The following is a 21,663-nucleotide window of genomic DNA, read 5'->3' on the forward strand; positions in this document are numbered from 1 at the left end:
AAGGTGGGTTTCATTTTAAACAAACAAATTCAAAATCAGTAACCCGATAAGGCCCATAACGCCCACAGCGGTTTCCATGACTGTCCATGTAGAAAGAGTTTCCTTTACGGATAAATTAAAGTACTCCTTAAAAAGCCAAAAACCGCTATCGTTTACATGAGACAACATTAAACTTCCCGAACCAATCGCCAACACCATAAGTTCGGCATTTACACCTTCCATTTGCGCCAAAGAGCCTACAATACCTGCCGTAGTTAATCCAGCAACCGTTGCAGAACCCACACAAACCCGAATAATGGTAGCGATAAACCATGCGAGAAATAAAGGCGACAGATCGGAGCCTTTAATTAAATCGGCAATATAATTACTCACCCCGCTATCTATTAAAATTTGCTTTAAAGCCCCTGCCCCTGCAATGATAAGTAACACCATGGTAATGCTAGACACAGAGGCGGAAAGCGACTCCATAACCTCTGTCATCTTTTTATTTCTTCGGATGCCCAAGGTATAAATCCCAATTAAAACCGCAACTAGCATGGCGATAACGGGATTACCTATAAAGTTTACAATCTTTTTCACCCAATGCCCTTCTAATAAAAATTGATTGGCTATGGTAGCAGTGCCAATAAGAATAACCGGAAGCAAGGCAGTAAATATACTGTTAGCCATACTCGGCAAATTCTTCTCTTCAATGATAATTGGGTTGTAGAATTCCTTTAACGGACTAGCACGTACGCGTTTTATCAGTTTAGTGCGCGCCAACAAAGGACCTGCAACAATTATGGCGGGTATCGCGATTAAGATTCCATATAACAAAGTTTTACCCAAATCAGCTTTAAATTGATCGGCAATAGCTGTAGGAGCCGGATGTGGAGGTAAATAACCATGAGTTACCGACAACGAAGCAAGCATGGGCAAACCCACATATAAAAGAGGGACATTACTGGCCGCGGCAACGGTAAAAACCAACGGGATTAAAATTACAAAGCCAACCGAATAAAACATGGGGATACCCACAATAAATCCGGTTAAAACTACCGCCCATTGAATATATTTTTTACCGAATTTTTCAATCAGTTTAGAAGTTATCTGCTGGGCAGCACCACTATCGGCTACTAATTTCCCCAACATGGCTCCAAGACCAAGAATTAGCACCAAAAAGCCCAATGTATTTCCAATTCCTTGCTGAATGGATTCCACGACTGAATTTAAATCCATACCACCAGCAATTCCAACAAACAGCGCAACTATTATAAAGGAAACAAAAGCATTTAGTTTAATTCTGGCAACTAGGAAAAAAAGGATTAGAATCCCAATTAATACAATTAATAAAGGCATAGGTTGGTGGTGTATAAAATTTATAATTGTCTGTTTAAAATGCTCCTTTGTTGTTGTTTTTAACGGCATTCTTGGCTTCTCCTGGCATTTCGCCACGAACTTCAAAATCAGGTGTTTTTACATAATCAGGTTTTCGCTCGTACCAATCCTTTGTTAAGTCTTTTGGAATATTGTCGCCAGTGGTTTCCATCCACGTTTTTAAGGTAGTTTTCATTCTCTCCAATTCATTTTTATAGGAAGGAACCGACGCTACATTTAGTAACTGAAGCGAATCTGATTTCATATCATAAAGTTCTTCTGAAGGCCTTGGCGTAACAAAAATATCAGCTTGGATTGCGGAAAGCTCTCTGTTTTCCTTCAATTGAAGTAAATCTTTATAAGACGGACTCCCAACGGCATCTGCAGGACCAGATTGAGGAAAATTCGGACGTGCATTGAAAATATACATAAAGTCTTTTGTCCGTACCATTCGCTCGTAAGCTTCATAATCATGCCAATTATGTTCAGCAAAAACATGATTTCTAAATGCTGATGATGGTTTCTTCAAAACTTTTTCAAAACTAACACCCTGAAATTGTTCATCAATGGTAACATTCGCAGCGCTTAAAATAGTAGGAGCTATATCGATGGCGCTTACCAATGCATTGGATTCAGCGTTTCGTTTTACTAAATTTTTAGGACCAAAAACAACAAAAGGCGTTTTCATCCCGCGATCGTTTACGCGTGTTTTACTGTGTGGGAACGGGCGACCGTTATCTGCCATGACAATAATAAGTGTATTATCCAGCTCATTTTGCTTCTCTAGCTCGTCAACAACCTTTCCAATATAGTAATCGAACCGCTTTATCTCATCGTAATATTTGGCAAGGTCTATTTTAGTAGCTTCTTCATCGGCTAAATAAAAAGGAGGCTCGATATCTTTTGGATTGTGGGTATTCGAAAATTCATTTTCTCCCCAACCACGGTGGGCATCGAAAGCAGCAAACCACATAAAAAAGGGTTTTTCCTTTGGTCGGTCTTGTATAAACTCAACCCATTTGCGCTCCCCTCCGTCACCATTCTCTTTTAAGGACACTTTGCTGAAACCACGTTTGGCGTATTCTCCCATGTGAAATTTACCAGCTTGTGCGGTATAGTAACCGTTTTCGTTTAAGATTTCAGGAAAAGACTTCATCCAAACAGGAGGTTCAGTATGTAATTCAGCAGCACCAGTATTGTGAGGATATCGACCAGTAATAATGCTATTTCTACTCGGGCTGCACGAACTGGCAGTCAAATAAAAATTATTGAACTTAATTCCTTCTGAAGCAAGTTTATCGATGTTTGGGGTTTGCACGTAAGGATTTCCGTAGCATCCAAAATCATCCCAACTAATATCATCTCCGATAAAAATGATGACATTTGGAGCGTTTTGCGATGAAATATTGAAACTAAAAAGTAGGAACAGTGTAAAAAAGGAAGTAAATTTAATCATATTCGTTTGGCGGTTGTTTCATTTATTTTGGTTAAATATAAAGAAATCTACACAAACCTTTTTTAATCACTTTTTGGAATATTTCTTAGAATTACCTTAAACGTATAATGAAATTGTTGCTTTAATGCTATAATCAAGTATTGCACAATTATTATGTTGAACAGTATTTTGGCCTGTCTAGAAAAATATTAAAAATCAAGGAAGCAGCGCAGGACTAATGATAAAAATCTGTTTGAGGCCGACTGAAGAGAGGCTGAGTTATTTTTATCAATAGTTGGAAATTCCGTAGCATTTTCTTATATTTTTATAGCAAGCCTAAATTTTCCTGTCTACCTGCGGTGAGCAGGCAGGTTTGGTTCGTTTTTTTATCAATGAAAAAAATGAACATATATTATTTGGGACAGGATTGATATCATGGATAAGCTTTACGTTTTCACTTTATTTCTAATTAATTATTATAGATTTTGTTTCTTTACGAGGTGAATCATGCAAAATCATATACAGTTGAAGAAGCAAAGCGGAAATTGGAAAGTTATTGCGCTTATCAAGACCGTTGCCATCAAGAAGTTGTTACCAAGCTTCAAAATATGAATATGATTCCACTTGCCGTCGATACCATTGTTGCACATCTAATTGAACACAATTTTTTGAATGAAGAGCGGTTTGCCAAAAGCTTTGCTAGAGGTAAATTCCGCATAAAAAAATGGGGCAAAAACAGAATTGTTCGAGAATTGAAAATTAGAGGGATCTCTAGATTTAATATTCAAACAGCCTTAAAAGAAATCCCTGATGACGCATACTTCGCTACTTTTCATGATCTAGCTGAAAAAAGAGCAAACCAAATCACCGAGAAGAGTCCTGTTAAAAAGAAAAAAAAACTTGCCGATTACCTTCTGTACAGAGGCTGGGAATCCAGTTTGGTGTATGAAAAAGTGAATGAGTTGATATAACTAGCTCTTTTATATATCCAACAGAAATTAAACCATTGCTGGCATTTTTACCAAAATCAAATAATTTTATTGAGAAGACATTTTTTATTTTGAAAAATGATTTTTTTAAACTTACTTTGTTTTTCAAAGTACTTTAAAATGAAACAAAAGGATTACTTAAAAGACATATCCCACATTAAAGACATCATGAATCGTTCTTCAAGATTCATTTCTTTGAGTGGACTTTCAGGAATTTTTGCTGGCATTTATGCCATTACAGGCGCATTAATAGCCTACTTTTTTATTTTTCCTGAACCAGGAGAAAACTTATATCTGCATAGTTGGAATTTTAAAGCTATCATTGGCTTGTTATTAGCGGTGGCTGTTCTAAGTATTATTACAGCATCCTTACTTACCAGTAGAAAAGCCAAGAAGAATAATGAAAAAATTTGGGATGTAACTACTTATAGATTACTCATTAATTTTTTAATTCCCTTAGTAACTGGCGGAATTTATATATTGATAAAATTGAGCAGTCAACAATATGGACTTACCGCATCTTTAATGCTTATATTTTATGGTTTATCCCTCGTCAATGCTTCTAAATTCACCATTGGTAATATTAAATATTTAGGTTATGCCGAAATTATTGCTGGACTGTTTTGCGCCATGTTTCCTGGTTTGGGTTTTTGGTTTTGGGTTGTTGGATTTGGAGTTTTTCATATAATTTATGGAACTTTAATGTGGATTAAAGAAAGATAGATCGCCCTTGGGAATAATAGATAACATAAATAAACTTTTTGACCATCGCGTAAGACTTGGAATTATGTCTGTGTTGGTTGTTAATGATTTTGCCGATTTTAACCGCTTAAAGGATTTGTTGAAAGTAACCGACGGAAATCTTGCCAGTCACCTAAAAGCATTGGAAAAAGCAGAATACATCTGGATCGAAAAATCCTTCGTTGGAAGAAAACCACATACTAAATATGGAGTTACTAAACTCGGCAAAATGGAATTTGCCAAACATATCGAAGCCATCGAAAAATTAATCAAATAAATTTTTTTAATCATTTACTTTGAAATTCAAAGTACTTTAAATAATGTAATATGGAGAAAAAAGAAACTAAATTCAACGCTTGGATAAAGCGTTCAATTACAGCAAGAATGATTGTTGTCGGGCTATTGTTTGTTGTATTGTTAATTCCTTTGGCGTTTGTAGACAATCTAATTCAGGAGCGAAAATTACGACAAGAACAGGTTATAAATGAAATTAACAATAAATGGGGCGAAGAAGTGATATTATCTGGAGCAATTTTAAAAATCCCTTACAAAAAGGTAACCGAAAAGGAACTCTTTAATGAAGAAACAGGCAGAAAAGAAATAATATCAAAAGAAACTATTGAAAACAGTTATTTTTTTCCAAAAACCTTAAATATCAACGGAGAAGTAGCTACAAAGCCATTAAACCGAAGCATTTATAAGTCGGTAGTGTTTACTACGGAAATTAAAGCAGATGGTCAGTTCCCAAGTCAGGAAATTCTTAATAAAAGCCTACCTGAAGGAGAAATTCTTTGGGATAAAGCTACGTTCATGATTCAAACCTCCAATTTAAAAGGGATTCGAAATACCGTAGAAATCGTGGTAAATGAAAAAAGATTGTCCATGACTCCAGTTTACAATAACGATGGATTAAGAACAATTGAAAGTGAGCCTTTTGGAAGTGAATTGATCGATAACGACCTAATAAACTTCAATTTTGATCTCAAAATAAATGGAAGCAGATCCTTAAAATTCATTCCTCTTGGGAGTAAGACGACTGCCAAAGTGAGCTCAAATTGGGCTTCACCTAGTTTTACGGGAATGTTTTTACCAGAAGATGGATCTAGAAAAATAACCAAAGACGGATTTGAAGCATCATGGAAAGTTTTACAAATTAACAGACAATTTGAACAAGTCTTCTATGGCCGCATGCCTGATCTTTCTCCTTTTTCCTTCGGAACCGATCTTATTATTCCCGTAAGCGAATATGTAAAGAGTGAGAGAACTACAAAATACGGAATGTTGGTTATTGGTCTTACACTTTTAGTTTTTCTTCTAATTCAGCTTGTAAGCAATATTTACATTCATCCTTTTCAATACATCATGGTCGGTTTAGGTCTAATCATGTTTTATACCCTTTTAATTTCCATATCAGAACACAGTAGCTTTTTAAAAGCCTACATGATCTCAACCGCTGCTGTTTTGGCGCTAATAACTATCTATTCTAAATCTATTTTTAGAAGTAACAAATTTTCCATGCTAATCGGGGTCACCCTATTTAGCATCTACTCATTCATCTATGTGATAATTCAATTGGAAGATTACGCATTACTAGTCGGAAGTGTTGGATTGTTCATCATTCTATCTGCTGTTATGTATTTTTCCAAGAAAATAGATTGGAACGCGTAAACTTTTATTGGTTTCTGATACCGTTATATGGTATCAGAAACCTTTTTTTATTCAAAAAACGATGCATTTTAAACCAAAACATTTTATACTTTTTATTTTCTTCCTCTGTATCGAAGTCGGTATAGCTTTATTTTCAAAAAATCAATTCATAAGAGGATTTTTGGGTGATTTTTTGGTAATCCCATTATTGTATTTTTTTGTAAAATCCTTTATCAGAATCAAAGGAAGTAATTTATCTTTTTATATACTGATCATAGCGATTTTTACTGAAGTTCTTCAGCTTCTTGAAATTCAAAAACACTTTCAAATTGAAAATCCGTACGTTAAAATAATAATGGGAACAACTTTCGATTTTAAAGATCTAATCGCTTATTTCTTAGGGTTTCTACTGATTTTATTTTTTGACAAAAGCTCCCCGACAATGCTGAAAAAACGTAGCAGAATCTACTGATTCCCTATTACCACATTCCATTTTCGAATTTCCCAATCCAAAACCAGCTTGTTCTCAACATAGGGATCATTCTCAACAAAATATTTTACTTCAGCTTCGCTATCACATTTAAAAATCAATAAAGCTTCATCTGCCGGATTCTCCATAGCACCGGCCAGAATCAATATTCCTTTTTCATGATAATCTTTTGCTAACTGTAGATGTTCTGCTCTATATTTAGCTCTTTCTTCCAAATAGTTTTCAGCTACTTTATATTTTAACGCAAAGTAATTCATTGTGTAGATGTATTAAATGTAACGAAAAGGCTTCAACCTTTGGCTATAAAAACCCAAACTATCATTTAAGCTGACTAGCCATTTTCAATCCCAAGTGCTTCATGGGTTTCGGTTATGGCGCGTTCATTTTTCTTATCAATCCAAGCTTGCCCTTTCCACTTGCGCATTAAGTTATCAAAATTTCGCATTACAAAAACGTTGTACGCCGCTTTAAAAAAATGCGCCGGTTTCTTCGGAAGGGAACGCAAACTCATAGAAAATCCTGCAGTCTCGTATTTCATATAATGCCAATAGCCTTCTGGCATATACAACATATCTCCATGCTTTAAATGTGCGATAAAACCTTCAGCTTTTCTCAAGGCTGGCCACTTATCGTAATCAGGATTATCAAAATCGATATCTTCCCTTGAAATGAGCGAATGGGGCACTTTGTAGAGGTATTTTGTTTGGTTAGGCGGAAACAGTATACATTGTTTTTTCCCGTGGAAATGAAAGTGTAAAATATTACTGTAATCAATATCGAAATGCATAAACACCTTGCTGTTTTCACCTCCAAAAAACAGCATAGGCAACTGTTTCACCAATTTCAATCCAATATCTGGCCATTTAAAGTCCTTTTGAAGCACAGGAACCTCTTTCATTATGTTATAGAGAAATATGCGATAGTTCGTTGGCTTGCTTTTCAGCAATTCCACATATTCGCGCATTTCCATTTCAGCATGCGGCTCGTTAAAACCATCTTTATGCGTAACCGGTCTATCATCGTAGAGAGGCACAATTTTATCACCCGCCACCTCTTTTATGTAATCGAGATGCCACTTTTTAAAGGCTGGCCAATCTTCCGTAATTCCTTCTACAACAACAGGTTTTTGAGGCTTAACGTAGTTGTTTATAAAGTCCGCTTTAGCTATATTTTTAACGCGAGGTATCTCGTTTAATTTCATTTAACGTACATTCAAAATAAACCTTGCAAAGTTACAAAATAGTTTAGATGTAATTAATCGTCCCGGTTTTAACTCCTAAATCAAGAACACGAAAACCCTTCGGACAAAGATTAAACTGTTTTTGCATTTTTTGCTTGCTCCTTGGCCAATTCATTTTTTTCAATAGTATGTCCGGGCCTTGACCATTTAGGCTTTTCTCCCAAAGAGCTGTACTGAGATTCTGTAGCCTCTACCGATGTAGGTTTCGCTTTCTTTACAAACGGTTTTTGTGGATTTAACCCCAGCATTTTGAACATCTCCATGTCCTCATTTACATCCGGATTGGGCGTGGTAAGCAATTTATCTCCTGCAAAAATAGAGTTAGCTCCAGCGAAGAAGCACATCGCCTGCCCTTCTCTACTCATTTGGGTTCGGCCAGCGGAAAGTCTTACTTGTGTCTGTGGCATTACAATTCTTGTAGTAGCAACCATTCGAATCATTTCCCAGATTTCTACAGGTTTTTCATCTTCCATAGGGGTTCCATCTACGGCAACCAAAGCATTGATTGGAACAGATTCCGGTTGCGGACTCAAAGTAGACAGTGCCACTAACATACCTGCACGGTCTTCTATTTTCTCTCCCATCCCGATAATTCCACCGCTGCAAACCGTAACATTCGTTTTTCTAACGTTGTCTATTGTTTGTAAGCGGTCTTCAAAACCGCGAGTAGAAATCACTTCTTTATAATATTCTTCTGAAGTATCTAAATTATGGTTGTAGGCATACAATCCGGCTTCTGCCAAACGTTGTGCTTGGTTTTCAGTAAGCATTCCAAGCGTACAACAAACCTCCATATCCAGTTTATTGATGGTGCGTACCATCTCCAAAACTTGGTCGAACTCTGGTCCATCTTTTACATTTCTCCAAGCTGCACCCATACACACTCTAGAACTTCCCGCCGCTTTTGCGCGTAATGCTTGTGCCTTTACGTGAGGAACGGTCATTAAATCGTTTCCTTCAATATCGGTATGGTACCGTGCTGCTTGTGGACAATAACCACAGTCTTCTGGGCATCCACCCGTTTTAATGGATAGCAATGTAGAAACTTGAACCGTATTTGGATCGTGATGTTTTCTGTGTACCGTTGCTGCTTCGTACAACAATTCCATTAAAGGCTTATTGTAAATCTCTAAAATCTCTTCTTTCGTCCAGTTGTGTCTTATTTCACTCATACAGCCAAAATTTGTGGGATGGTCGCCCAATATTCTTGTTTAAAACGGTTTTTCGAGAGGTAAAATTCGAAAAACTAAATTTCTTAGTTAGTCTAGTTTATAAATTCAAAAATAACAATTACAATTGGTTAAGCTTACTACTTCTCTAAAATAATTGGTTTGTTGCTTTAAGTTGAGAGCAAAACGCTTACGGCATTTCCGCCAAAACCAACGGCGTTTACTAACACTTTGTTTATTTTTTTTGGTTTTTTATCATGTTGCACAAAAGGAACTTCAATAAACTTTTGGTGCTGCATCATTAAAATTGCCAATTCCAAGCTTAAAATTCCTGAAGCTCCGAAGGTGTGCCCAATTTTCCATTTATTGGTTGTTAAAGCCGGTTTTTCTGTTCCGAAAACTTTGTCAATGGCTTTTATCTCTGTACTGTCTCCTTTTTTAGTTCCCGGAGCATGCATAACAATTACATCTACATCTTCTGGATTAGTGTTTTTTAATGCCATTTTCATTGACTTTTGAAAACACTCGGCATCTTCAGAAATAGAAATATTGTGTTTTAAAATTTCCGTAGCATATCCTATTCCTTCTACATACGCCAGTACTTTTTTAGACGGATTTGTTTCCATGCAAATTACACCGGCTCCTTCGCCAAGCACCATGCTATTTCTGGATTTAGATAAATCCAAAGCTTTGCAGGGATACTCTTCCGAAGCATTTTCAGCATAAATTTTCAATGCCTTAATCTGCGCAATGGTAAAAGGTGTTAAACTCGCTTCGCTTCCTCCTACCAAAAATTTGTTGCTCATTCCGCTTTGCAACCAAGCTACCCCATTTGTCAGCGCGTGCAATGCAGTAGAACAGGTAATGGAATGGGAAAGTTCTGGGCCTTGCGTTTGTAAATCGTGTGCTAGCCAAGAAGAAATGTTCCCCAAAGTAGTTGTTGGGGAAGCTAATGTACTAGACTGCTGATTTTCTAAATATTCTTGGTGATATTTTTCAAAAAGGGCGGTAGCACCTCTAGAGGAACCAATGTTGATCCCAAAATCGTCTCCCTCTCGCCAGGCGGCTTGCTTTACAGCTTTTCGGGCGCATAACATCGCATATAAAACGGTGTTGTCCAGATTTTTATACTTTATATCAGAATTTTTTATTTCTGAAATTTTTTCTAAATCGGAAGTAGCGATAGCAGCCACCAATGCTTTATGGCTTTGGAAGTCTTTTTCAACTAAAAAATGACAAGGCTTTAAATAGTTTTGCCAAATTTCATCAGGAGTGCTCCCAAGTGCTGAAATTGAAGAAAGTGCTGTTATGGCTATTTTTTTATCCATTGTTAGGTCATCTACATAATTCGTTTGCAAAGCTACTATTTCTATGGAGATTTTAAAGAATGGAAGGAAAAACAGCATAAAAAAAGCCATCTTATTATATTTAATAAGACGGCTTTCTATAAATTATTTCAAAACTTTTCCGCTTTTATCTTTAAAACGGTATTCTAGGTATGTGTAAGCATCTCTTGGTAAAATCTTGACCCATTTTTTATGTTCTAAAAACCATTTAGAACGTACGGATGGAAATCCTTTTGTTAAATATGCTGCAATAAACGGGTGTGCATTTAATACAATTCCGTTATTGCCATTCTTGCTTTTAATAATGCGCTCCAGATCCAGTGTTATTTTATTGATTAAAACAATGGGGGCTTCTACTTCGCCTCCATTCCCGTTCGGGTTTTCCTCTCGGGTTTTAATGTTCATCTCTGGCCTTACGCGTTGCCTTGTAATTTGTATGAGACCAAACTTACTTGGAGGAAGGATTTTATGTTTGGCCCTATCGTCTCGCATTTCTTCACGTAAATGGTCGAACAGTTTTCTACGATTGTCTGCATTGGACATATCGATGAAATCTACTACAATAATACCACCCATATCCCGTAATCTTAACTGTCTAGCAACTTCGCTAGCTGCAATCAAATTTACTTCTAAAGCGGTGTCTTCTTGTGATTTGGCTTTATTAGAACGATTTCCACTATTAACGTCTATAACATGTAACGCTTCTGTGTGCTCTATAACCAAATAGGCTCCTTTACTAGAGGATACTGTTCTTCCAAAAGAAGTTTTTATTTGTCTCTCAATCCCATATTTTTCGAAAATAGGAACATTCGAGCCATACAATTTTACAATAGATTCTTTCTCTGGCGCAATTTCGTGCAAGTAATCTTTAATTTGATAATAAAGCGTTTCATCATCTACATAAATTCCAGTAAAATCATCGTTGAACACATCTCTTAAAATAGAGGCGGCACGATTCATTTCACTTAAAACTTTGGAAGGATAATTCGCTTTATAAATTTTTTTGCACAAACCTGTCCATTTCTTTAACAGGTTGTTTAAATCTTTGTCTAGTTCGGCGACTTTTTTGCCTTCTGCCACTGTACGTACAATTACACCAAAACCTTTAGGTTTGATGCTTAGTACTAGCCTTTTCAATCGGTCTTTTTCTTCCTTACTTTCTATTTTTTGAGAAACAGAAACACGGTCAGAAAATGGAACCAAGACCAAATATCTTCCGGCTATGGAAAGCTCGGAACTTATTCTAGGCCCTTTGGTTGAAATTGGCTCTTTTACAATTTGTACTAATATAGACTGGTTGGCTTTTAAAACGTTGTTTATAGTACCATTTTTGTCTATATCTTTTTCAAATGGGAAGTCTTTTAAAGAGAAATCTTTTAATTTACCTGTGCTTACACGTTTAATGAATTTCAACAAAGAGCTTAATTGCGGCCCTAAATCGTGGTAATGCAAAAATGCATCTTTTTCATATCCTACATTTACAAAGGCTGCGTTTAAACCAGTTACTGGTTTTCGTACCTTGGCGAGCATGATATCACCCACAGAGAAATTGCTACTTTCTTCTTCTTTGTGTAATTCAATAAGTTTTCCATCCTTTAATATGGCAAAATCAACGTCAGAGGAACTAGATCTTACAATTAATTCTTTATTCACTCTGAATGAATTTTTATCTGCCTTATTACTTCAAAAAAAATAATAAAACCGATGGATTAAACAATAAATTTGTTTCACCAGTTACGGTGAAATAAATTTTTACTACAGGTTTTTTTTGAACTAATTCTATTTTCCAACATAGATGGAAAACAAAATAAGCTCTTATAACCCAACGAAATTAAATCGCAAGTATAAAACTTGGATAAATTTCTTTTTCAATGAACGTTCTGTATATAACTATACAATAATCTAAAAAAGAAAAAGTAGTTAATCTAACTACTTTTTCTTGTGACGGTTAGCTCTTCTTCTTTTCTTACGCTTATGCGTAGCTACCTTATGTCTTTTTCTTTTTTTACCACTTGGCATTGACTCAATGTTTTATATTAATAATTATTTTACCTCTACGCTAGTTTTAACACCCTCTACAAATACTTTGGCGGGTTTAAAAGCTGGAATGTTGTGTGCTGGAATTTTAATTGTTGTGTTTTTGGAAATGTTTCTTCCAGTTTTCTCAGCTCTTGTTTTAATAATGAAACTACCAAAACCTCTTAAGTAAACATTATCACCGCTTTCTAGTGAATTTTTCACCTCTTCCATAAAAGATTCAACAGTTGCCTGCACATCTCCCTTTTCCATGCCAAGTTTCTCTGAAATCTTAGCTACAATATCTGCTTTAGTCATTTTTATATATTTGTTTACAGTGTTATAAATTTAGGGGATGCAAATATATAAATTAATTACGCAATAAATAAAGTGTAAATAATTAAAATTTAACTAAATAAAGCTATTATTTTTGAATGCCATGGGGGAACATGCAGAATTTAAAGGGGAAATCAAGGCTTGGTACAAGAAACATAAGCGTGATTTACCATGGAGAAACACCAAAAATCCATATAATATTTGGCTTTCCGAAATTATGCTTCAACAAACAAGAGTAGCACAGGGACTGCCTTATTATGAGCGTTTTACAGAAGCCTATCCCACAGTTTTTGATTTGGCGGATGCTTCCGAAGAAGAGGTTTTAAAGCTTTGGCAGGGACTTGGATACTATTCCCGAGCGCGTAATTTACATGCCACGGCGAAAAAAGTGGCACTTGAGCTTAAAGGTGAATTTCCAGATACATATAAAGAACTATTAAAGCTAAAAGGTGTGGGCGATTATACTGCCAGCGCCATTGCTTCCATTTGTTTTAATCAACCAACTCCCGTGGTTGACGGAAATGTTTACAGGGTTTTGGCGCGTTATTTTGGTGTTGATATTCCTATAAATACTTCGGAAGGAATTAAATATTTTAAATCCCTAGCGGAAGAATTAATGGACTTGGAAGAATGCGGAACTTACAATCAAGGATTAATGGAGTTCGGCGCACGGCAATGCAAGCCACAATCGCCAGATTGCAGTGTTTGTCCGCTTCAAATCAGTTGTGTTGCTTTTGCTGAAAAAAAGGTTTCACAATTACCCGTTAAATTGAAAAAGGGAAAAATTAAAAAGCGGTATTTTAATTACATCATTATTTCAGATGATGAAAAAACCATTCTTCAGCAGCGCACTAAAAAGGATATTTGGCAAAATTTATACGAATTTCCTTTAATAGAAACTTCCGAAGAAATTAATATTGACACGCTGAAGCAGCATCCCTCCTTTCAAAAACAGCTTAAAAACCATCCTTTTGAAGTGTATTTGTATAATGAAGAGCCAAAAGTGCATAAATTATCGCATCAACACATCTATACTCAATTTTGGATTGTAACTTTGCAGGATAAATTAGAAAAGGGTATTGAAAATAAAAAGGTAAGCAATTATCCCGTGCCAGTTTTAATTGCCAATTTCGTGGAAGATTTTGGTTTTTAGCAATGAAATTCATCCAGACAAACCTCAACCGTTCATTACTAAATATTAGAACTGATAATGAAATGAAAAAAAGTTTCTGACGTTTGCAAGGCACAAAGGATAGCTACGATAACTTCTGTATAGATTAGTTCTGTTTGGGCCTGTCCAGAAAAATATTGAAAATCAAGGAAGCAGCATGGGTGAATGATAAAAATCTGTTTGAGACCGACCGTAGGAAGGACGAGTTATTTTTATCAGTGGCTGAGGGTTCCGTAGTATTTTCTTATATTTTTGTGGCAAGCCTAGATTTTTTTGGTTCGTTTTTTTATCAATGAAAAAAATGAACATATAGTGTTTAGGGAACGATTGCTTAAATAACCAATCCTTACGCTAAAAAAGTTGGTAATTTTTTAATACATTTATAGACTAACGCAAAAAATTAAGACTAAAATATTATGAGTGGAACGTTGAACAAAGTAATGCTTATTGGACACCTTGGTGACGATGTGAAAATGAATTATTTTGAAGGAGGCAATTGCATTGGGCGTTTTCCTTTAGCTACCAATGAAACATACACCAATCGCCAAACAGGCGAGCGTGTATCTAACACCGAGTGGCATAATATTGTAGTACGAAATAAAGCGGCCGAAGTTTGCGAAAAATATTTAAGCAAAGGAGATAAAGTGTATGTTGAAGGTCGTTTAAAAACGAGACAATGGCAGGGAGAAGATGGAAATATGCGTTACACCACAGAAGTACAGGTAACTGATTTCACCTTTTTAACCAATAAAGGAGACGCTCAAGGTGGATCTCAATACAATCAAGCACCATCACAAAACGATAGGAGCCAGAACACACAAACTCAAAATAAACCACAAGCGCAAGAATCCAAACCTTCCTACGAAGAAGAGGAGGACGACTTGCCATTTTAACCAAGTTTAACTAAAACAACAACCATTGGACCCGGAGCCCTCGAGTTTAATTTCAATTTTATTATTTATAGATACGGCTTCTATTATTAAGATAATAGTGCTAGTTGCTTTACTTGGCTGTTCTGCCCTTATTTCTGGAGCAGAAGTAGCTTTCTTTTCCCTTTCCCAAACCGATGTAAATGGTATTCAAGATTCCAAAACAACGGTTGGAGATATTGTAGTAAAATTGCTGGACAGACCTAAAAAGCTGTTAGCCACCATTTTGGTAGCCAATAACTTTATAAATATTGCAATCGTATTACTTTTTAGCTCGCTGGGATCTTTGTTTTTTGGAGCATTGGAAGGCAGAATTTTTGGCATTATAGAGGTAAGGTTTATTGTAGAAGTAGTTGTAGCAACGTTTTTAATTCTATTGTTCGGAGAAATTTTACCAAAAGTTTATGCGAGTAGGAATAAACTGAAGTTCGCTTATTTCATGGCATATCCGCTAAATGTATTGGACAAGGTTTTCTACCCACTAAGCATGCCGATGCGTTCCATTACCATTTTTCTTCAGGAGAAATTGGGCAAGCAACGTGCAAATATTTCTATCGATCAGCTTTCACATGCGTTGGAATTAACTTCGGAAGAAGACACTACCATTGAAGAACAGAAGATTTTACAAGGAATTGTATCCTTCGGAAATACCGATACCCGACAGGTGATGCAACCAAGAATTGATGTGTTTGCATTAAATGAAGAGATGCCATTTGCGGCTGTAGTAAAGGAAATTATAAAGAACGGTTATTCCAGAATTCCGGTTTTTAAGGATAATATGGACAATGTTACCGGCGTTTTGTACGTAAAAGATTTACTTCCGTATATCGATAAAACGGAATTCAATTGGGTTTCTTTAAAACGTGACCCTTATTTTGTTCCTGAAAATAAAAAATTAGACGACCTATTGAAGGAATTTCAGGAAATGAAAAACCATTTGGCTATTGTAGTAGATGAATACGGAGGAACTTCTGGTTTGATTACTTTGGAAGACATCATTGAAGAAATCGTTGGTGATATTAGTGATGAATTTGATGATGAAGACCTTGTTTATTCTAAACTAGATGAACAGAATTACGTATTTGAAGGCAAAACAGCCTTAAAAGATTTCTACAGGGTTATCGATATAAAAGATGAATCCCTGTTTGAAGAAAACAAAGGAGAATCTGAAACCATAGCAGGGTTTGTATTGGAAATCGCCGGAAGCTTCCCCAAAAAAGGAGAGGAAATTTTATTTAACAATATTAAATTTGTGGTGGAAGCAATGGATAAGAAGAGGATTAAACAAATTAAAGTGACGCTCGTTGAAGAAAAAGATATTGTTTAGCATACTAATTTCTGCAATTTTATTTTATTCCTGCGGAAATGACCCCATTCCTAAACCGAAAGGAATGTTACGATTGGAATTTCCTGAAGCAAGGTATAACGCTATTTCAGATAAGTGTCCTTATACCTTCCAAAAGAATATAAAAGCAGAAGTTGCAATTCAAAAAGATTGCTCCATGACACTTCAATATCCTGAAATGAATGCAAGTGTATTCATCACCTATAAACCCGTTGCTAACGATTTAGATATTTTACTTAGGGATGCGCAAAAACTCACTTACGAACATGTGGCAAAAGCCGACAACATTCAAGAGCAACCCTTTGTAAATCCAGAAGATAGCGTTTATGGAATGTTCTATCAAGTTACAGGGAATGCCGCTTCGGCCTCTCAATTCTATGTTACCGATAGTATCCACCATTTTTTGACAGGTTCTTTGTATTTCAATAGCAAGCCTAATTACGACTCGGTACTTCCAGCAGCTAAATATTTAGAGGAAGACATCCGTAAAATTATGGAGAGTCTTCGGTGGAAATAGCGACTATACTTGCTTTTTCAAAGATATACTTGAAGGTTTTCACATGCCTAAATCCAACTTATTTTTAGGATTTAACTCCACTCAGATTGATATTTTATCATTTTTTTAAAACACTGTTTATGAGTTTTTTAACAAAAACGGGGTACCTTTACACCACAAATTAAATACTATCATGAAAAATTCATTTTTAAAAGCGTTTTTCACCGTTTTGCTGGTATTTTCTGCCGTGTCTTCATGGGCACAGGAAAAAGTGGACATGGTGATTATGACCAATGGTGACATTAAAGAAGGAAAAGTAACACACATTGCTTCTGATGCCATTTCTTTTGTTCATCAAGGAGAAGATTTAGAGTACGATATTGCCAAAAGTGATATTCAACAAATTAAATTTTCAAGTGGACGTATTGAGAAATTTAATGCTCCTGCCGCAACAAATTCAGGTATCACAACCGTAAACCCTGCTGCCGGAGACAGTAAAAACAAAGTAGCCATATTGCCGTTTGTTATTGTTTCCAATGACAATACCATTCAACCTGATATGTTTAGTGTACAAGTGCAAAACGACTGTGCCAATATTCTAAGGGACGAAGCCGTGCATGGCGTAAAAGTGCAGGATGCGATGACCACCAATGCGCTATTGGCTAGAAATAACATCGACAGAAACAATGTTGCAACTATGCTACCTGCTGAATTAGCGAAAATGCTTGGTGTAGAGTACGTTTTATACGGAAATGCAGAAGTACTAAACAAAGGAACTACCAATTATGGTAGCGCAGGAACCACATACAAGGAGAAGGACAAAGATGACCGAAGTAGAAAAGAAACAAAAGGGTCTGTTTTTACAAGTACTAGTTCCAGTTCATTAACAACTTACGATGTGAAACTGGATTTAAAAATCTTCAATAATCAAGGGAATAACATCTACGCTGAATCCAGACATCCATTTGGAATTGGAATTGATGCTTATCACTCCGGATTAAAATATATGCTGAAACGTTGTCCTTTTGGACCGAAATATAAAAGGTAAGCGAATAGAAAAGGCTTTGGGGTTTCCCAAAGCCTTTTTTTCTGTTTACAATTCTTCTTTTTGAATAATGTTCGAGTAAAGAAAAAGATTACTCTCGTTGTTTTTACAGCAGTTTTTAACTTTTGGAAAGCTATAGCTATATGTCGTAGCCCCCGCTCTACTCTCCACCTTTTTATATTTTGCGATAAATTTTAAGGAATTCACCAATCCAACGAGCCTGTTTGTAAATAGACCATCACGTCGTTAATACATTTTTTAAGGTCGGTTTTCACTTCTCTTTGCCAAAATCTTAATACTGTGAAGCCCATTTGGGCTAATTGCTGGTTTACCTCTTTGTCGCGCTGTATATTCCTTTCAATTTTCGGAATCCAAAAACCGCGGTTACTCTTTATGGTTTCTTTCCTTTCGTCCCAATTATAGCCATGCCAAAATTCTCCGTCAATAAAAATGGCCAACTTATATTTTTTAATGGTAATATCTGGCTTGCCGGGAAGATTTTTATTGTTTACTCTATACCGAACGCCTTTGGCCCACAATGCCTTCCTAAAAATCATTTCTGGCTTTGAGTTTTTGCCTTTTATGCGAGACATGATTCTTGAGCGCTTTTTTGTAGTGTAAAAACCGCTTTCTTCGTTGAATCTCGGGACTTTTATTCTTTCCTCATTGTATGCCATAACTAGTTACAAACTATGAAATTATGAGAAGATATTCAAACAGCTATTGTGCAGTGTTTTTTTGCAATAAGGATTGTAGCGGCTAGCTTTTGGCAAGCTTCCGTTTATGGCTTGCCAAAACTAATAGCGGAAAGCCTGGTGCGCAGCAATTGCCCAAGAAAAAATAGGAAACAAATTAAAAAAAATTTGAGAAAGAAATAAAATGTCATGCTGAGCCTGTCAAAGTATATTTAGAATTATCTTCAGTTGGCCTTCGACAAGCTCAGGCTGACATTGTTGATATATTAATATCTGTAGTATTCTGGCTTGAATGGTCCTTCAACCTCAACACCAATGTATTTTGCTTGTTCTTCGTTAAGCTCAGTAAGCTCTACTCCGATTTTTTCCAAATGAAGCTTAGCCACTTTTTCATCTAAATGCTTTGGAAGCATATACACCTCATTTTGATATTTATCGGTGTGGTTCCAAAGTTCGATTTGCGCCAATGTTTGATTAGTAAACGAATTACTCATTACAAAACTTGGGTGACCCGTTGCGCAACCTAAATTTACCAACCTACCTTGTGCCAACAAAATAACATCCTTACCATCGATAGTGTATTTATCTACCTGTGGTTTGATGTTAACTTTCGTGTTTCCGTAATTTTTATTTAACCAAGCTACATCTATTTCGTTATCAAAGTGCCCAATGTTACAAACAATGGTCTTGTCTTTCATTTTCTCGAAATGCTTGCTGGTTACAATGTCCTTGTTTCCAGTGGTAGTAATTACAATGTCTGCTTTTTCTACCACGGTTTCCAGTTTTTTAACCTCGTACCCATCCATTGCAGCCTGCAAGGCACAAATTGGGTCAATTTCAGTAACCGTAACAATAGAACCGGCACCTCTAAAAGAAGCAGCAGTACCTTTACCAACATCTCCATAACCACAAACTACTACGCGTTTTCCTGCCAACATAACGTCAGTGGCACGACGAATGGCATCTACAGCACTTTCGCGACAACCGTATTTATTGTCGAATTTAGATTTCGTTACCGAATCGTTTACGTTGATGGCTGGCATAGGAAGCGTTCCGTTTTTCATACGCTCGTACAAACGGTGAACACCCGTAGTGGTTTCTTCCGATAATCCTTTAACACCGGCAGCCAATTCTGGGTATTTATCCAATACCATATTGGTAAGGTCACCACCATCGTCCAAAATCATGTTCAACGGCTTTCTTTCCTCACCAAAGAAAAGTGTTTGCTCAATACACCAGTCAAATTCCTCTTCTGTCATCCCTTTCCATGCATATACCGAAATACCGGCAGCAGCGATTGCAGCAGCAGCTTCGTCTTGCGTCGAGTAGATGTTACAAGAACTCCAAGTAACCTCAGCTCCTAAAGAAATTAAAGTTTCAATTAAAACTGCCGTTTGTACGGTCATGTGCAAACATCCCGCAATTCGGGCACCTTTAAGAGGCTGTTCGTTTTTATATTCTTCTCTTAAAGACATTAGTCCGGGCATTTCTGCTTCGGCCAATTCTATTTCTTTTCTCCCCCATTCTGCCAAAGAAATATCTTTTACTTTATAGGCTACGTAAGGAATTGTTTTCGTACTCATATTATCTTTTTATTTTTACATTCGTTAATCAATAGCAACTTCTTTAAAATAGCAATTTTTTGCTGAAAAATCGTTGCAAAGTTACATAATTAACTTGTATTATTCATGCCTCTTTACAAAACTATAACGCCTTCTGAAGATACTAAAGTACTGATTTGGAAGATTGAAGAAACTTATGACGAAATGCGTTCTGGAATTGAGCTTACCGACAATTGCAGGGAACGACTTAGCCATATGAAATCGGAAATCCACCAAAGGGGGTTTTTAAGTGTTCGTCAACTTTTAAAGGCAGCTGGCTATAAAACATCCGATTTGTATTACGACGGCTCCGGAAAACCACATTTAAAAGACGGCAACTATATTTCCATTACACATTCTTTTATTTTCTCCGGAATCATTATCAGCAGTAAAACCAAAATAGGTATAGATATTGAAAAGCAACGTGATAAAATAAGTGTGATTGCCCATAAATTCATCAATTACGAATATAACTTCTTAACCGATGCCGACGTACGCCGACTTACAGTGGTGTGGTGCATTAAAGAAAGCTTGTACAAAGTGTTTGCTACGGAAGGAATGAGCTTTAAACAACACACGAAAGTTATACCTTTTGAAATAGAAGAAATGAAAGGTACTGGTTGGATTTTTTACCACGGAAAAATTGAAAAATACAAAATAGAATTTTTGGAGTTTGAAGGTTTTACCTGCGCATATGCGATGGGGTCTGATAACCTGGTTTAGACGTTATGAAAGACAACTGCAGTTCAATACTATAAAATAAATTGTAAATCCGACCTATTTAAAAAGTATTGAAAATCAAGGAAGCAGTGGTGGCCTAAAAAGATAAAAAGCTGTTTGAGCGTAGCGAGTTCTTTTTATCTGTGGAGGAGGGTTCCGTAGCATTTTCTTATACATTTTAAATCAGTCTTGACTTTTTTGTTTCGTTTTTGTGTCAAGACAAAAATGAAAGAATACTGCATAAACTAGATATCTAATTCAACTGCCAAATACTAAAATTCAATATCATAGCAAAAGCTACCCACAACAAATAAGGAATTAACAAGTAGGCTGCTATTTTACTCACTACTTTAAACCACTTTATGGTAAGAAGAATAAGAATGAACAGCGTAATAATGATTAGCAATGCCCAAAAAGGTTTTTGAAAACCAAAAAATACAATGCTCCACATGGCATTAAAAACCAATTGAAAAGCAAAGTGATACAAAGCTGTTTGCACCCAAATATGATAAAACCCCCTTGCCCAAACTATTCCGGCTGATATTCCCATTAAAACATAAAGAACGGTCCATACAGGAGCAAAAATCCAATTGGGCGGATTAAAAACCGGCTTCTGTAAGGTGCTGTACCAGCTATCTACCGAAGTTTCAGTTGCATACCCAGAGAGAAACCCAACCAAAAGGCAAACAGCAACCGACAGAATAATGCGTGTCCCTTTCTTTAATTCCATGAAATAAGCTTTATTCACTAAAATAAGAATTTTTATTTCAATTTAGACAATCATGCTTTACAAACCTAAACAGGTAAGCAATTGTCTCGCACAATAGTATATGTTCATTTTTTCCATCGATAAAAAAACGAACCAAAAAAATCTAGGCTTGCTATAAAAATATAAG

At 36.1% G+C, this 21,663-nt stretch carries 22 protein-coding genes; 11 read left to right on the plus strand and 11 right to left on the minus strand.

All coding sequences use genetic code 11. The features are described 5' to 3' along the window. Positions 1 to 15 precede the first annotated feature (15 nt). Both NDQ75_RS02980 and NDQ75_RS02985 read right to left on the minus strand, forming a co-directional pair. On the minus strand, positions 16 to 1,338 hold the full coding sequence (locus NDQ75_RS02980) for a gluconate:H+ symporter (RefSeq protein WP_202027893.1): 1,323 nt from the start codon (positions 1,336 to 1,338) through the stop codon (positions 16 to 18). Between the two features lie 34 nt (positions 1,339 to 1,372). After that, positions 1,373 to 2,812, minus strand: coding sequence for a sulfatase family protein (locus NDQ75_RS02985; RefSeq protein WP_207190426.1), 1,440 nt, complete (start codon positions 2,810 to 2,812; stop codon positions 1,373 to 1,375). A 464-nt stretch (positions 2,813 to 3,276) separates the two neighbouring features. On the opposite strand from NDQ75_RS02985, the gene NDQ75_RS02990 reads away from it, so the two are divergent. The 5 genes from NDQ75_RS02990 (at position 3,277) to NDQ75_RS15990 (ending at position 6,640) form a co-directional block, all read left to right on the plus strand. Beyond that, positions 3,277 to 3,762, plus strand: a complete 486-nt coding sequence (locus NDQ75_RS02990) for a regulatory protein RecX (RefSeq protein ID WP_207190427.1) — start codon at positions 3,277 to 3,279, stop codon at positions 3,760 to 3,762. Between the two features lie 138 nt (positions 3,763 to 3,900). After that, the gene (locus NDQ75_RS02995; RefSeq protein WP_202027894.1) at positions 3,901 to 4,503 is read left to right on the plus strand and encodes a hypothetical protein; all 603 of its coding nucleotides are present in this window, start codon (positions 3,901 to 3,903) and stop codon (positions 4,501 to 4,503) included. Between the two features lie 7 nt (positions 4,504 to 4,510). Continuing rightward, complete coding sequence (locus NDQ75_RS03000; protein WP_202027895.1) at positions 4,511 to 4,798, plus strand: winged helix-turn-helix domain-containing protein; 288 nt, start codon at positions 4,511 to 4,513, stop codon at positions 4,796 to 4,798. A gap of 50 nt (positions 4,799 to 4,848) precedes the next feature. Then, entirely contained in the window at positions 4,849 to 6,189 is a 1,341-nt protein-coding gene (gene creD, locus NDQ75_RS03005) for a cell envelope integrity protein CreD (RefSeq protein WP_202027896.1), read from the plus strand. A 61-nt stretch (positions 6,190 to 6,250) separates the two neighbouring features. Further along, on the plus strand, positions 6,251 to 6,640 hold the full coding sequence (locus NDQ75_RS15990) for a ribosomal maturation YjgA family protein (RefSeq protein ID WP_202027897.1): 390 nt from the start codon (positions 6,251 to 6,253) through the stop codon (positions 6,638 to 6,640). Here NDQ75_RS15990 and NDQ75_RS03010 read toward each other — a convergent pair. From NDQ75_RS03010 to NDQ75_RS03035, 6 genes are all read right to left on the minus strand, one after another. Then, positions 6,634 to 6,915 (minus strand): YciI-like protein, encoded by a 282-nt coding sequence (locus NDQ75_RS03010; RefSeq protein ID WP_202027898.1) that lies wholly within the window; start codon positions 6,913 to 6,915, stop codon positions 6,634 to 6,636. The two genes, NDQ75_RS15990 and NDQ75_RS03010, sit on opposite strands and share 7 nt — an antisense overlap. 74 nt (positions 6,916 to 6,989) lie before the next feature. Continuing rightward, positions 6,990 to 7,859, minus strand: coding sequence for a cupin-like domain-containing protein (locus tag NDQ75_RS03015; RefSeq protein WP_202027899.1), 870 nt, complete (start codon positions 7,857 to 7,859; stop codon positions 6,990 to 6,992). Between the two features lie 110 nt (positions 7,860 to 7,969). Further along, positions 7,970 to 9,070 carry a biotin synthase BioB gene (bioB, locus tag NDQ75_RS03020; protein WP_202027900.1) on the minus strand — a complete coding sequence of 367 codons (1,101 nt, stop codon included), beginning with the start codon at positions 9,068 to 9,070 and terminating at the stop codon, positions 7,970 to 7,972. 167 nt (positions 9,071 to 9,237) lie between these two features. Further along, the gene (locus tag NDQ75_RS03025; RefSeq protein WP_202028673.1) at positions 9,238 to 10,395 is read right to left on the minus strand and encodes a beta-ketoacyl synthase N-terminal-like domain-containing protein; all 1,158 of its coding nucleotides are present in this window, start codon (positions 10,393 to 10,395) and stop codon (positions 9,238 to 9,240) included. A gap of 123 nt (positions 10,396 to 10,518) precedes the next feature. Further along, positions 10,519 to 12,066 carry an Rne/Rng family ribonuclease gene (locus NDQ75_RS03030; RefSeq protein WP_202027901.1) on the minus strand — a complete coding sequence of 516 codons (1,548 nt, stop codon included), beginning with the start codon at positions 12,064 to 12,066 and terminating at the stop codon, positions 10,519 to 10,521. 390 nt (positions 12,067 to 12,456) lie between these two features. Beyond that, entirely contained in the window at positions 12,457 to 12,753 is a 297-nt protein-coding gene (locus NDQ75_RS03035) for an HU family DNA-binding protein (RefSeq protein ID WP_317191286.1), read from the minus strand. A gap of 115 nt (positions 12,754 to 12,868) precedes the next feature. On the opposite strand from NDQ75_RS03035, the gene mutY reads away from it, so the two are divergent. The 5 genes from mutY to NDQ75_RS03060 all read left to right on the plus strand — a co-directional run bounded on the left by mutY (position 12,869) and on the right by NDQ75_RS03060 (position 17,754). Then, positions 12,869 to 13,918: an A/G-specific adenine glycosylase gene (gene mutY / locus NDQ75_RS03040; protein WP_202027902.1), complete on the plus strand. Its 1,050-nt coding sequence runs from the start codon at positions 12,869 to 12,871 to the stop codon at positions 13,916 to 13,918. A 434-nt stretch (positions 13,919 to 14,352) separates the two neighbouring features. Next, the gene (locus NDQ75_RS03045; protein WP_202027903.1) at positions 14,353 to 14,829 is read left to right on the plus strand and encodes a single-stranded DNA-binding protein; all 477 of its coding nucleotides are present in this window, start codon (positions 14,353 to 14,355) and stop codon (positions 14,827 to 14,829) included. A gap of 25 nt (positions 14,830 to 14,854) precedes the next feature. Beyond that, entirely contained in the window at positions 14,855 to 16,192 is a 1,338-nt protein-coding gene (locus tag NDQ75_RS03050) for a gliding motility-associated protein GldE (RefSeq protein WP_202027904.1), read from the plus strand. After that, positions 16,170 to 16,727, plus strand: a complete 558-nt coding sequence (gene gldD / locus NDQ75_RS03055) for a gliding motility lipoprotein GldD (protein ID WP_202027905.1) — start codon at positions 16,170 to 16,172, stop codon at positions 16,725 to 16,727. The genes NDQ75_RS03050 and gldD overlap by 23 nt, the downstream gene beginning before the upstream one ends. 172 nt (positions 16,728 to 16,899) lie before the next feature. After that, the gene (locus NDQ75_RS03060; protein ID WP_202027906.1) at positions 16,900 to 17,754 is read left to right on the plus strand and encodes a hypothetical protein; all 855 of its coding nucleotides are present in this window, start codon (positions 16,900 to 16,902) and stop codon (positions 17,752 to 17,754) included. A gap of 200 nt (positions 17,755 to 17,954) precedes the next feature. Here the strand turns inward: NDQ75_RS03060 and NDQ75_RS03065 are convergent, their stop codons facing one another. Together NDQ75_RS03065 and ahcY are read right to left on the minus strand one after the other, a co-directional pair. After that, positions 17,955 to 18,428: a very short patch repair endonuclease gene (locus NDQ75_RS03065; protein ID WP_202027907.1), complete on the minus strand. Its 474-nt coding sequence runs from the start codon at positions 18,426 to 18,428 to the stop codon at positions 17,955 to 17,957. 284 nt (positions 18,429 to 18,712) lie between these two features. Continuing rightward, the gene (ahcY, locus tag NDQ75_RS03070) at positions 18,713 to 20,029 is read right to left on the minus strand and encodes an adenosylhomocysteinase (RefSeq protein ID WP_202027908.1); all 1,317 of its coding nucleotides are present in this window, start codon (positions 20,027 to 20,029) and stop codon (positions 18,713 to 18,715) included. A 105-nt stretch (positions 20,030 to 20,134) separates the two neighbouring features. Between ahcY and NDQ75_RS03075 the strand changes: the two genes are divergently transcribed. Then, entirely contained in the window at positions 20,135 to 20,770 is a 636-nt protein-coding gene (locus NDQ75_RS03075) for a 4'-phosphopantetheinyl transferase superfamily protein (protein ID WP_202027909.1), read from the plus strand. A 250-nt stretch (positions 20,771 to 21,020) separates the two neighbouring features. Here the strand turns inward: NDQ75_RS03075 and NDQ75_RS03080 are convergent, their stop codons facing one another. After that, a complete protein-coding gene (locus NDQ75_RS03080) occupies positions 21,021 to 21,497 on the minus strand; it encodes a TspO/MBR family protein (RefSeq protein WP_202027910.1) in 477 nt (158 codons plus the stop codon). Positions 21,498 to 21,663 lie beyond the last annotated feature (166 nt).

It is taken from the genome of Galbibacter mesophilus (genome assembly GCF_023721415.1).
GTDB lineage: Bacteria > Bacteroidota > Bacteroidia > Flavobacteriales > Flavobacteriaceae > Galbibacter > Galbibacter mesophilus.

Bases quoted from the DNA above. Each gene is read 5' to 3' on its own strand.
- NDQ75_RS02980 (WP_202027893.1), bottom strand. From the start codon at position 1,338: ATGCCTTTATTAATTGTATTAATTGGGATTCTAATCCTTTTTTTCCTA.
- NDQ75_RS02985 (WP_207190426.1), bottom strand. From the start codon at position 2,812: ATGATTAAATTTACTTCCTTTTTTACACTGTTCCTACTTTTTAGTTTC.
- NDQ75_RS02995 (WP_202027894.1), top strand. From the start codon at position 3,901: ATGAAACAAAAGGATTACTTAAAAGACATATCCCACATTAAAGACATC.
- creD (WP_202027896.1), top strand. From the start codon at position 4,849: ATGGAGAAAAAAGAAACTAAATTCAACGCTTGGATAAAGCGTTCAATT.
- NDQ75_RS15990 (WP_202027897.1), top strand. From the start codon at position 6,251: ATGCATTTTAAACCAAAACATTTTATACTTTTTATTTTCTTCCTCTGT.
- NDQ75_RS03010 (WP_202027898.1), bottom strand. From the start codon at position 6,915: ATGAATTACTTTGCGTTAAAATATAAAGTAGCTGAAAACTATTTGGAA.
- NDQ75_RS03015 (WP_202027899.1), bottom strand. From the start codon at position 7,859: ATGAAATTAAACGAGATACCTCGCGTTAAAAATATAGCTAAAGCGGAC.
- bioB (WP_202027900.1), bottom strand. From the start codon at position 9,070: ATGAGTGAAATAAGACACAACTGGACGAAAGAAGAGATTTTAGAGATT.
- NDQ75_RS03025 (WP_202028673.1), bottom strand. From the start codon at position 10,395: ATGGATAAAAAAATAGCCATAACAGCACTTTCTTCAATTTCAGCACTT.
- mutY (WP_202027902.1), top strand. From the start codon at position 12,869: ATGGGGGAACATGCAGAATTTAAAGGGGAAATCAAGGCTTGGTACAAG.
- NDQ75_RS03045 (WP_202027903.1), top strand. From the start codon at position 14,353: ATGAGTGGAACGTTGAACAAAGTAATGCTTATTGGACACCTTGGTGAC.
- NDQ75_RS03060 (WP_202027906.1), top strand. From the start codon at position 16,900: ATGAAAAATTCATTTTTAAAAGCGTTTTTCACCGTTTTGCTGGTATTT.
- NDQ75_RS03065 (WP_202027907.1), bottom strand. From the start codon at position 18,428: ATGGCATACAATGAGGAAAGAATAAAAGTCCCGAGATTCAACGAAGAA.
- ahcY (WP_202027908.1), bottom strand. From the start codon at position 20,029: ATGAGTACGAAAACAATTCCTTACGTAGCCTATAAAGTAAAAGATATT.
- NDQ75_RS03075 (WP_202027909.1), top strand. From the start codon at position 20,135: ATGCCTCTTTACAAAACTATAACGCCTTCTGAAGATACTAAAGTACTG.
- NDQ75_RS03080 (WP_202027910.1), bottom strand. From the start codon at position 21,497: ATGGAATTAAAGAAAGGGACACGCATTATTCTGTCGGTTGCTGTTTGC.